At 68.3% G+C, this 10,458-nt stretch carries 8 protein-coding genes; 4 read left to right on the forward strand and 4 right to left on the reverse strand.

Going from position 1 to position 10,458, the window contains the following annotated elements:
- Positions 1–7: 7 nt before the first annotated feature.
- From AC07UK_RS30565 to AC07UK_RS30575, 3 genes are read left to right on the forward strand one after another with little or no spacing between them, the layout of a single operon-like run.
- Positions 8–1,588 carry an ABC transporter substrate-binding protein gene (locus AC07UK_RS30565; protein ID WP_494688182.1) on the forward strand — a complete coding sequence of 527 codons (1,581 nt, stop codon included), beginning with the start codon at positions 8–10 and terminating at the stop codon, positions 1,586–1,588.
- An 11-nt stretch (positions 1,589–1,599) separates the two neighbouring features.
- On the forward strand, positions 1,600–2,910 hold the full coding sequence (locus AC07UK_RS30570) for an acyl-CoA thioesterase/bile acid-CoA:amino acid N-acyltransferase family protein (protein ID WP_494688183.1): 1,311 nt from the start codon (positions 1,600–1,602) through the stop codon (positions 2,908–2,910).
- Positions 2,911–2,966: 56 nt separating this feature from the next.
- Positions 2,967–4,121, forward strand: a complete 1,155-nt coding sequence (locus AC07UK_RS30575) for a CMD domain-containing protein (protein ID WP_494688184.1) — start codon at positions 2,967–2,969, stop codon at positions 4,119–4,121.
- Positions 4,122–4,155: 34 nt separating this feature from the next.
- Here AC07UK_RS30575 and AC07UK_RS30580 read toward each other — a convergent pair whose 3' ends face one another.
- From AC07UK_RS30580 to AC07UK_RS30590, 3 genes are all read right to left on the reverse strand, one after another.
- Positions 4,156–4,491 (reverse strand): cupin domain-containing protein, encoded by a 336-nt coding sequence (locus AC07UK_RS30580; protein ID WP_436221576.1) that lies wholly within the window; start codon positions 4,489–4,491, stop codon positions 4,156–4,158.
- 23 nt (positions 4,492–4,514) lie between these two features.
- Positions 4,515–4,886, reverse strand: a complete 372-nt coding sequence (locus tag AC07UK_RS30585; protein ID WP_494688185.1) for a hypothetical protein — start codon at positions 4,884–4,886, stop codon at positions 4,515–4,517.
- A gap of 65 nt (positions 4,887–4,951) precedes the next feature.
- The gene (locus AC07UK_RS30590; RefSeq protein ID WP_494688187.1) at positions 4,952–8,203 is read right to left on the reverse strand and encodes a DNA translocase FtsK 4TM domain-containing protein; all 3,252 of its coding nucleotides are present in this window, start codon (positions 8,201–8,203) and stop codon (positions 4,952–4,954) included.
- 254 nt (positions 8,204–8,457) lie between these two features.
- Here AC07UK_RS30590 and AC07UK_RS30595 point away from each other — a divergent pair, with 254 nt between their 5' ends.
- Positions 8,458–9,687, forward strand: coding sequence for an EAL domain-containing response regulator (locus tag AC07UK_RS30595; RefSeq protein WP_494688186.1), 1,230 nt, complete (start codon positions 8,458–8,460; stop codon positions 9,685–9,687).
- A gap of 18 nt (positions 9,688–9,705) precedes the next feature.
- Here AC07UK_RS30595 and AC07UK_RS30600 read toward each other — a convergent pair whose 3' ends face one another.
- Positions 9,706–10,272, reverse strand: coding sequence for a DUF4136 domain-containing protein (locus AC07UK_RS30600; protein WP_436221574.1), 567 nt, complete (start codon positions 10,270–10,272; stop codon positions 9,706–9,708).
- Positions 10,273–10,458: the final 186 nt, after the last annotated feature.

The following is a 10,458-nucleotide window of genomic DNA, read 5'->3' on the forward strand; positions in this document are numbered from 1 at the left end:
TCGCCCCATGAATCGCTCGCCGTCCTTCTCCTTGCGCGCCACCGTGGCCGCCATGCTTTGCGCCGCCGCGGCGGTTGCTTCCGCGCAGTCGCTGACGATCGGCTTTGCCGACCCGTTGTCGTCGCTGGACCCCCAGCTGAACAACCACGCCGGCGACCGCTCGGTGGACCTGCACTTCTGGGACCTGCTGATCGAAAACAAGGACAACAAGCTGCAGCCGGGGCTGGCGCTGTCGTGGAAGGCGCTGGACGACAAGACCTGGGAATTCAAGCTGCGCCGCGACGTCAAGTGGCAGGATGGCAAGCCCTTCACCGCCGAGGACGTTGTCTTCTCCTACCAGCGCGCACGCAACGTGCCGGGTAGCGTGGCCTCGTTCTCGGGCTACCTGCGCACCATCGAATCAGCCACCGCCAAGGACCCGTACACGCTGCTGGTCAAGACCAACATCGCCAACCCCGACCTGCCGCTGAACCTGGCCTCGGTGCATATCGTCAGCAAGCACGTGGGCGATAAGGCCAATACCGACGATTACAACGCGGGCCGCGCGGTGGTGGGCACCGGCCCGTACAAGTTCATCTCGTACACCCCGGGCGACCGTGTGATCATGGCGCGCAATGACGGCTACTGGGGCGCCAAGGCGATCTGGCAACAGGTCAACTACCGCTACATCAACAACGGCCCGGCGCGCACGGCAGCGCTGCTGTCCGGCGACGTGGACGTGATCGACAAGGTCTCGGTGTCCGACCTCGCCAAGCTCAAGCAATCGCCCACCGTCAGCGTGTTCCCATACAACGGCCTGCGCGTGATGCTGTTGCAACCGAGCTTCAAGCCTGGCCCCAACCCCTACATCACCGACAACGCCGGCAAGCCGCTGGACAAGAACCCGCTGCTGGACGTGCGCGTGCGCCGGGCGCTGTCGCTGGCCATCAACCGCGAGGCCGTGGTGGGTCGTATCCTGCAGAACACCGCCACCGTAGCCAACCAGTGGATGCCCAAGGGCACTTTTGGCTACAACCCCGAGGTCAAGGACATCGCCTATGACCCCGCCCAGGCCAAGAAGCTGCTGGCCGAGGCCGGCTTTCCCGACGGCTTCAGGCTGACCATCCATGCCCCCAACGACCGCTACCCGCAGGGCCCGGAAACGGCGCAGGCCGTGGCGCAGTTCTGGACGCGCGTGGGCGTGAAGACCCAGGTGGAAGTGGTGCCCTGGTCGGTCTACTCCGGCCGTGCCAACAAGAACGAGTACGCGGTCAGCATGCTGGCTTGGGGCAACGGCACCGGCGAGGCCAGCTATGCGCTGGTCAATGTGCTGACCACCGTGGACGCCAAGAAGGGCCTGGGCGCCTCCAACTGGGGCCACTACAGCAACCCGGCCGTAGACCGCGCGCTGGAGGAATCCACCGCCGAGTTCGACGTGGCCAAGCGCGAAACGATCCTGCGCCGCTCGGTCAAGCTGGTGTCCGACGACGTCGGCGTGGTGCCGCTGTACCACTACCAGAATATCTGGGCGGCAAAGAAGGGCCTGAAGGTAACGCCGATGACCAGCGACCGCACCGCCGCCATGATGGTGACGCGGACGGGCAAGTGAGCATGGCCGTGATGACCGCCCCAACCCTTGACATCATCCCGGCCGATGCGCTCATCGACGTGCCGCGCCGCATCGCCATCACCGGCCTGCGGCCCGGCGAGACCGTGGCCGTCAGCACGCGCACCGTACGCGGCCGCGACGTCGCCTGGGCCAGCCAGGCCGACTTCATTGCCGCAGGCGACGGCAGCGTGGACCTGGAGCGCGATGCGCCAGTGCGCGGCAGCTATGACGGCGTGGCGCCGATGGGCCTGCTGTGGGCGCAGCGGCCGGTGGCATCGGACAGCCGCGAGCTGTTCCACACCGACGCCACCCGACCGCTGGTGACCGAGATTACCGTCACGGCCACCGGCGGCGAGGCTCGCGGCGAGCTGGTGCAGCGCCTCGCCGCAGCGGGCGTGGTGCGCGAAGACATCCGCGTGGACGGGCTGGTTGGCACGCTGTACCGCCCGCCTGGCGCCGGTCCGCACCCGGCGGTGATGGTGCTCAACGGGTCCGGCGGCGGCATCAACGAACCGCGCGCCGCGCTCTATGCCTCGCATGGCTATGCCGCGCTGGCGCTGGGCTACTTCAAGGCGCCGGGCCTGTCGGACTATATCTCCAACACGCCGCTGGAATACTTCGAGCGTGGCCTGCAATGGATGCATCGCGAACTGCGCCCGGCGCACGGCTTTATCGCCCTGTCCGGCCAGTCGCGCGGCGGGGAGCTGGTACTGCTGCTGGGTGCGACCTTTCCCGATCTGGTGTCGGCGGTGGTCGGTTACGTGCCGGGCGCGGTGGTGCATAGTGCGCAGAATGCCGCCGACCCGGCCATCGGCCGTGAGGGCGCGGCCTGGCTGCACCATGGCAAGCCGCTGCCGCATGTGTGGGAGAACAACCCCGACGCTAGCTGGGCACCGTTCGACGAAGGCCCGGCGCCGCACCGGCACGAGCGCGCCATCCTGACCGCGCTGAAGAATGCCGAGGCCGTGGCGCGCGCCCGCATCCGGGTGGAGCACATCCGCGGGCCGGTGATGCTGCTGTCCGGCACCGACGACGGCTCGTGGCCGTCCAGCCTGTATTCGCGCATGGTCGCCGACAAGCTGGCCGAGACCGGCCATCCGTATCCGGTCGAGCACCTCGACTTCGAGCACGCCGGCCATGCCATCCTGTTTCCCTACGTGCCCACCACGCAAGCGGTCTACGCGCATCCGGTATCGCGCCGCATCAGCACTACAGGCGGCATGCCCGAGGCCAATGCCGGTGCCGACGAGGCATCCTGGCACGGGGTCCGCGCATTCCTGGCGCGGGCGCTGGCCGCGCGCAAGCAAGCCGCCGGGGACTGACGCTCACGGCTGCGCCAACACGACAACGAATCCTTCGACACTCCGGGAGTCTTCACTTGACCCAAGCCAATGCTGCCGCCACTGACGTGGTCGACCAGGTCGCCAGCCTAGCCGCCGGCTCCGCCATCCACACGCTGCGTCACGCACGCGACAAGGTGGTGGCCTCCACCCAGGGCAGCTACAACGGGCTGTTCGATCCTGCCCTGCCCGGCCTGACCCTCGCCGAGCGCCTGCTGGTCGCGCTCTACGCCGCCCGCCTGGCCGGCGCCGCCGACCTGGTGGCCCACTACCGCACCCGCCTGCAGGCCATCGAGGCCGACGCCCCGCTGGTCACCCTGGCCGAGCAGGGCAACCCCGACACGCTCGCCGACGCGCGCCTGCGCGCCATCCTGGCCTTCACCCGCACGCTGAGCGAGCGCCCCGTGGAAGGCGACCAGGCCGCGCTGAAGACCCTGCCCGCCGCCGGCCTTGCCACGCCCGACGTGGTAACGCTGGCGCAACTGATCGCCTTCCTGTCCTACCAGGTGCGCCTGGTGGCCGGACTCAAGGCAATGCAGGCACTGGGCGCCGGCGCACCAGCCACCACGGCCGTGCCCACCACGGCCGGCAACCTGCTGCAGAACCCGATCCGCGCGCATGGCTTCACCAACGAAGTGCTGGACTGGAAGGCCTGGCTGGACGTGGTATCAGTCGACAGCGCCACGCCCGAGCAGATCGCGGTGCTGGAGGAAAGCCACCCCAAGGCCAAGGTATCCGACTACTACCTGTTCCTCGTGCACCAGCCCGAGATCCTGCGCCAGCGCTCCACTGCCTTCAACGCCATCATGTACGCCCCGGGTGGCATGTCGCGCGCCGAACGCGAACTGGCCAGCACGGTGGTGTCCCGCATCAATGGCTGCGTCTACTGCGCATCGGTCCATGCGCAGCGCTTCGAACAACTGGCCAAGCGCAACGAAGTGATCCGCCAGGTGTTCGACGATCCCCATACCGCCGGCACGACTGCGCGCGAGCAGGCAATCGCGAAGTTCTCGATCGAACTGACCGAACGGCCCGCCGAAGTCACTGCCGAGCAGCTCAAGCCGTTGCGGGAAGCGGGCGTCACGAATCCGGAAATCCTGGACCTGATCCACTCGGTCGCCATCTTTGCCTGGGCGAACCGGCTGATGCTGAACCTGGGCGAGCCGGTGTATCCGGAGCAATCCGGGGAGTAGGCCGTCAGGCGCCAGCCGCAACGCACGCGGGCGCTTAGCCCGCGTTGTGGTGCACCGCCAGCCAGACGCTGGGCTGGGTGGCATCGGTCCACGCTACCCGGTGGCGGCAGTGCGCGGGAAGGTGCAGCCAGTCACCCGGCTTCATGGGATGCTGGCCGGACTGCCCTTCGATCTCGATGGCGGCGCTGCCACTGACCAGCAGCACCCACTCCGCCTCTGCACTGTCGTACCAGAAGCCTTCGGGACTGGCCTGCCCGTTGGAGACGATGCGCTCGATCCGCAACCCGGGCCGTTCCAGCAACGGCTGGAAGAGTTCCTGCGCGGCGCCGGCCGGGACCTCCGCCAGCAGGTTTCCGTGTTCAGGCTGCATGCTGCCTGTTCCATAAAATCTGCTCAAAGTTGAGCATTGGATTTATCCGCACTTCGTTGACGCGGCTTGCGCCGCCCGACTGAAGCCACCTGACGCTCAGTTGCGCCGGAGGAGCGCGCGAGCAGAATCTGCTTCACCTGGAGGTGAGGCATGTACCGGGTAATTTCCCGGTCGTGAATCCTGTTCCACACGTTCCGCGCAGCATCGGTGTCCGCCTGAAGAACGTCCCCGTTGGCACGGTAAAATTTGTCGCCCTCGCGCTTGCCTTCCAGCAAGCCCGTGAACGAGTCCATTTGCGACGTGTAGGCGGCGTTGACGACGACGTGCGTCGCTCCACGCTGCGTGCAAACTTCATCGAGCGCTTGAGCCAGTACACCCTTGGCCCATGCGCTCATGCGGCGGTTGTAGCAAGAATTGAGTATCAGTTGCTCGCTCCTGGAAGTCGTGGTTGCGGGGCCTGTCAGTTGCCCGGCCCGGGCGCCAGTACGTCGCGCGCGCCGTTGCGGCCCATCGGCGACACCAGCCCAGCCACCTCCATCTGCTCGATCAGGCGTGCCGCGCGGTTGTAGCCGATGCGCAGCTGGCGCTGCACGGCGGAGATCGAGGCGCGGCGGCTGGTCAGCACAAAGCTGGCGGCTTCATCGTAGAGCGGGTCGGCCTCGCCGTCGCCGCCACTGTCGCCGAACAGGTCGGTGCTGCCAGCCTCGGCCGGGTCGCCGGCAAGGATGGTTTCATCGTAGTCCGGCTCGCCGAACTGCTTCCAGTGTTCCACCACGCGGTGCACTTCGTCGTCGGCAACAAAGGCGCCATGCACGCGCTGCGGGTAGCCGGTGCCAGGCGGCAGGAACAGCATGTCGCCCTGGCCGAGCAGGCTCTCGGCGCCCATCTGGTCAAGGATGGTGCGCGAATCGATCTTGGACGAGACCTGGAACGCCACGCGCGTCGGGATATTGGCCTTGATCAGGCCGGTGATCACGTCCACCGAGGGGCGCTGCGTGGCAAGGATCAGGTGGATGCCGGCGGCGCGCGCCTTCTGCGCCAGGCGCGCGATCAGTTCCTCGATCTTCTTGCCGGCGACCATCATCAGGTCGGCCAGTTCGTCGATCACCACCACGATCATCGGCAGGCGCGACAGCGGCTCGGGCGCTTCCGGCGTCAGCGAGAACGGATTCGGCACTTTGCGCTCGGCGGCCTCCGCGGCGCGGATCTTCTGGTTGTAGCCGGCCAGGTTGCGCACGCCCAGCGCGGACATCAGCTTGTAGCGCTTCTCCATCTCGCCAACGCACCAGTTGAGCGCGTGCGCGGCCTGCTTCATGTCGGTGACCACCGGCGCCAGCAGGTGCGGGATGCCCTCATAGACCGACAATTCCAGCATCTTGGGGTCGATCATGATCAGGCGCACGTCTTCGGGCGTGGCCTTGTACAGCATCGACAGGATCATGGCATTGACCGCCACCGACTTGCCCGAGCCGGTGGTGCCGGCCACCAGCAGGTGCGGCGCGCGGGCCAAGTCGGTCACCACCGGATTGCCGGTGATGTCCTTGCCCATGGCCAGCACCAGCCTCGAATGGTGCGCCTGGAACGAGGCCGCATTGACGATCTCCGACAGCCGGATCATCTGCCGGCGCGCATTGGGCAACTCCAGCCCCATGCAGGTCTTGCCGGGAATGGTCTCGACCACGCGGATCGAGGTCACGCCCAGCGCGCGCGCGAGGTCCTTCATCAGCCCGACCACCTGGGCGCCGCGCACGCCCATGGCGGGCTCGACCTCGAAGCGGGTGATCACCGGGCCGGCGCCGGCGCCGACCACGGCGACTGGCACCTTGAACTCGGCCAGCCGCTGGGCGATCAGCTCACCGGTTTCGCGCAGGCGTTCTTCCGACACCTGTTCGGCGCTGTCGACCCCGGTCTCCAGCAGTCCGGCCGGTGGCAGGCGGTAGTCGACGACGGGGCGCTGAGGCGGCGGCGCGACCGGCACCGGCACCGGCGCAGGCTGGGCGGCAGCCAGCGGCACGGTGCGGCCGACCACGGCGGGCAGCACGATGCGCGGCTTGGCGGCCGGGGCCGGAGCCTGGTTCAGTTCAGGCGCCTCAGCGGGCTCAGGGACTTCCGGGGCTTCAGTCGCTTCAGGCGCTTCTGCTGCCTCAGCGGGCTCGGCCGCATCCGCTTCCGCCTCCTCGGCGATCAGGCCGTTGCCGTCCATCAGTCCGTCCGTTTCGTTGTCCTCCGCGGGTGCCGGGGCGCTGGCATCGAGAGCGCTGCCCTCTTCCATCGCGGAGCTTGCCACGGCCTGGGCTACGGCCTCGGCGCCGGTGACATCCAGTTCGGGCCCGGCTGCTGCCAGCGCTTCGGGTTCCCCAATGACAACGACGCGATCTCCGCTCCCGGCTTCGGCTTCGGCTTCGGCTTCGGCTTCGGCTTCGGCTTCGGCTTCGGCTTCGGCTGGCAGGGTGAGGGTAGCCAGTGCATGCGGTTCTGCGTCGCCGCCAATCTCCGGCGCCGAATCCGGCACAGCCGCGTCCAGTTGTTGCGGTTGCGGCGCAGCCGCTTGCGGCACTTCCGGCTTGCCGGCCAGCGCCTGCAACTCGGCCAGCAGGTCAAGGGCTTCCTGCCGGATCGCGGCAAGCGTGGCTTCGTCGGCTTCGGCCGGCACGGCTTCCGGCGCAATATCGCCAACGATATCGGTGTCTGCGGACACTGGTTCCATGGCAGGCGCTTCGTGCACTGCCACTACCTCAGGTTCCGGGCTGGTAACCGGCTGCGCGGGAGCGGCCACGGCTTGCGTGGCGCCAGTGGGCGCCGGCGCAGCGGCGGCGGCTTCGGCTTCGGCCGGCGCGGATACGGCGGCAGCTACGGCGACTGAAGCAGCGGCCGCGGCGATGCCCTTTCCGGAAGCCTCAGGCAGCGTCGTAATCGCCGAACGCACCAGGGGCTGCGGTTGGCGGAACGGGCTGCTGACCACCGTGCCGCGCAGAGGCTGTGCCGGCCGCGGCGCTGCAGCCGGTGCAGGGGCTGCCGTCGCGGCCGGCTTGCGTGCCGCCGGCTGGGCAGGACGCGGTGCCGGTGCCGGTGCGGCAGGTGCGGGCGGCGCGCTGCGCGCCGGCTTGACCGCGTTCGGCGACTCGGCATGGTGCAGCCAGATCTCGCCCGGCTGCGGCGGGGATTCACGCGTGCGGCGCGGCGGTTGCCAGGCGGGCTGGCGCCGCGCCGATACCGCTTCAAAGCTGCGATGGCGCGGGGCGGGCGCAGTCCAGCCGGGGTTGCCTGCCGACGGCGGCTCCCAGCGCTCTGCCTCGCGCAGCGGCTGGGTGGGCGCAAAGGAAACCGGCGGCTCTTCCGGCGCCGCGTCGGGCGCGGCGCCGCGGCGCGGCTTGCGCGCGAACAGGCTGCGCCAGGTTTCGCCGAACACCATCGGCGCGGCCAGCGCCAGCACGCCCAGCATCAACAGCAAGGCACCGGTCCAGCCGAACAGGTTGCCCATCATGCCGGCCAGCGCGCGGCCGGCCGAACCGCCGGCGCTCGATTCCGGATCGGTGCCACTGGTCAGCGCTTCCAGGCAGGCGCTCGCGCACAGCACGGCGAGCGTGCCAAGCCAGACGCGCAATGAGCCCGGGCCTGCCAGCCGGCGCTCGCCGGCGAGCCTGCGCGTCACCAGCCGCCAAACCAGCGGCACTATCCAGAAAGTCGAGAATCCGAACCAGCCAAAACCCATTATCGACATGCCATGTTCAAAACTACGGGCAGCGATTGTAGCGGTTATGGCAGGCGGCGATTGAATCGGAAAGCGCAAATATTCGTAACGCAGCCCGTTTCCGGGGCGATGGCGCAACGATCCCTGTGCGATTCCGGATGCCAGCGGCGCCAGACTTTGCGCCATCCGGTGGTTGGCGCAGCGGCGCCGCGCTACCATGCGGCAACCCCCGATCGAAATGCACTCCAGGCGGCCCGCCGCCTCCCCCCTCCCCCATGCCGATCCGCTACGCCAGGCTGCGCGTTCTTGTCGTCGAAGACCATCCGTTCCAGCGCGTCGCAGCCGAGGGACTGCTGCGGCATCTGGGCGTGCAGGCCCTGGTTTCCGCTGAAAACGGCACGCAGGCGGCCGAGATCCTTGCACGCGAGCCGTTCGACATCGTGCTCTGCGATATCGAAATGCCTGGCGGCAACGGCCCCGAGCTGATTGCCGAGCTGCACCGGCGCGGGCAGCATGCCTTTGCCGGGGCGGCGCCGGTGTGGATCTGGGTGACGGCGCTGGCTGAGGACATCCTGGATTCAAACCGCGGCCTGGCGCACGCCGCCGGCATCCCGCGCGTGCACGCGCTGCGCAAGCCGCTGTCGCGCGATGCGGTGGAAGAGATCCTGGCCGATGCGCTGGTGCGCCAGCCTGCCGGCGGATCCGCCCCGTCGCCGTGGTCACCCGACGACGCGAAACTGCTCGCCGCCACCCAGTCGGGCACGGACCTGCTGGTCATGCTGCAGCCCCAGCACGACATTGCCAGCGGCCGGCTGGCCGGCGCCGAGGCGCTGGTGCGCTGGCGCCATCCCGAGCACGGCCTGGTACAGCCCGACCTCTTTATCCCACGGCTCGAAGCGCTCGACGCGGTCGACCCGGTGTTCTTCTTCGTGACCCGCCAGTGCCTGGCAGCGCAGCAGCGGCTGCGCGCGGCAGGCATCCACATCACGCTGGGCATCAATGCCTCGGCGCAAACCCTGTGCCGGCCCGGCGTGCTGGAGGCCTTTGATGCCCTGGTGGCCGCCAGCGGCGTGCCGCGGCAGGCGCTGACGGTGGAGTTGACCGAGGGCTATCCGGTGCCCGATACGCTGGCCCTGTCGGTCGCGCTGAACCGCTTGCGGCTGCTGGGCTACGGCGTGGCAATCGACGATTTCGGCGTCGGCATCGCCACGCTCAAGCTGCTGGCAGACCTGCCTTTCACGCAGCTGAAGCTCGACCGCTCGTTCGTTGTCGATGTCGACGGGCATGGCCAGCGTGCCGTCATCTGCCGCAACATGATCAACCTGGCGCGCGAGCTGGGCCTGGAGTGTGTGGCCGAAGGCGTCGAAACCGACGCGCAGCGGGCAGCGCTGCTAGCCCTGCGCTGCCCGCTGGGCCAGGGCTACCTGTGGTCTGCGCCCAAGCCGGCCGAAGTCTTCGTCGCGGATGCCATCGACCGGGCAGCAACCACGCCACCGGCAGCCTGACATGGCGTGGAGCCGGCGCTACTGCCCGGCCCGGAACGGATACTTTGCAAAGATCTGCGTCACGGTCTTGTCGATGCGCTGCTGGGCGCTGGTCTTGTCGCTGGTGTCCACGCTGCCCACCGCCACGCCTTCCCAGACCAGCTTCATCTGGCGCCGGTCGACCAGGTCGATGTTGACCGTGCCTTCGGTGTAGGTATAGACGTCGTTGTAGAAGCCGTAGCCCGGCCACGGCGCATACAGCCCGCCGCGATATCCGTAGTAGCCCATCATCGGCGTCGGCGCCGGGCTGACCTGGACCTTCTCCTGCAGCCGGGCATTGAAGTTGACCAGCAAGTCCGGCGACTGCGCCGCATAGCGGTAGCCGCGTGCGGTCAGTTCCCGCTGCACGGCAGACTTGAAGTACTGGGTGGTCAGGCTTTCATAGCCCTGGCGATCGGTGCCAAGGTGCTCGACAAAGCCGAAGCTGCGATAGACGCTGAAATCCGTGCTGCGGTTGTAGTCAGTCTTGATGTCGGGCACGCTGGCGCAGCCTGACAGGACCAGCGCCGCGGCCACGACCGGAAAGAGCTGCCGGAAGGGTTTCACGATACATCTCCATGAGTCCGCGGCAGCGCGCACATGCAGCCATGCAGGCACGCGCACGCGCCACCGGCGCCGGAACGCCGGCGCACCGTACGCCATCTGACCCGATCGGCTAGACAGAATGTATTGACCTGCCGCACCTCAAGCGACGTGGATTAGGCTTGAGGTGGGTTAAACCAGAGGCCCAGA

Source organism: Cupriavidus sp. GW821-FHT07C08 (genome assembly GCF_059419025.1).

Bases quoted from the DNA above. Each gene is read 5' to 3' on its own strand.
- AC07UK_RS30580 (WP_436221576.1), bottom strand. From the start codon at position 4,491: ATGCAGCCTGAACACGGAAACCTGCTGGCGGAGGTCCCGGCCGGCGCC.
- AC07UK_RS30595 (WP_494688186.1), top strand. From the start codon at position 8,458: ATGCCGATCCGCTACGCCAGGCTGCGCGTTCTTGTCGTCGAAGACCAT.
- AC07UK_RS30590 (WP_494688187.1), bottom strand. From the start codon at position 8,203: ATGGGTTTTGGCTGGTTCGGATTCTCGACTTTCTGGATAGTGCCGCTG.
- AC07UK_RS30585 (WP_494688185.1), bottom strand. From the start codon at position 4,886: ATGAGCGCATGGGCCAAGGGTGTACTGGCTCAAGCGCTCGATGAAGTT.
- AC07UK_RS30565 (WP_494688182.1), top strand. From the start codon at position 8: ATGAATCGCTCGCCGTCCTTCTCCTTGCGCGCCACCGTGGCCGCCATG.
- AC07UK_RS30570 (WP_494688183.1), top strand. From the start codon at position 1,600: ATGACCGCCCCAACCCTTGACATCATCCCGGCCGATGCGCTCATCGAC.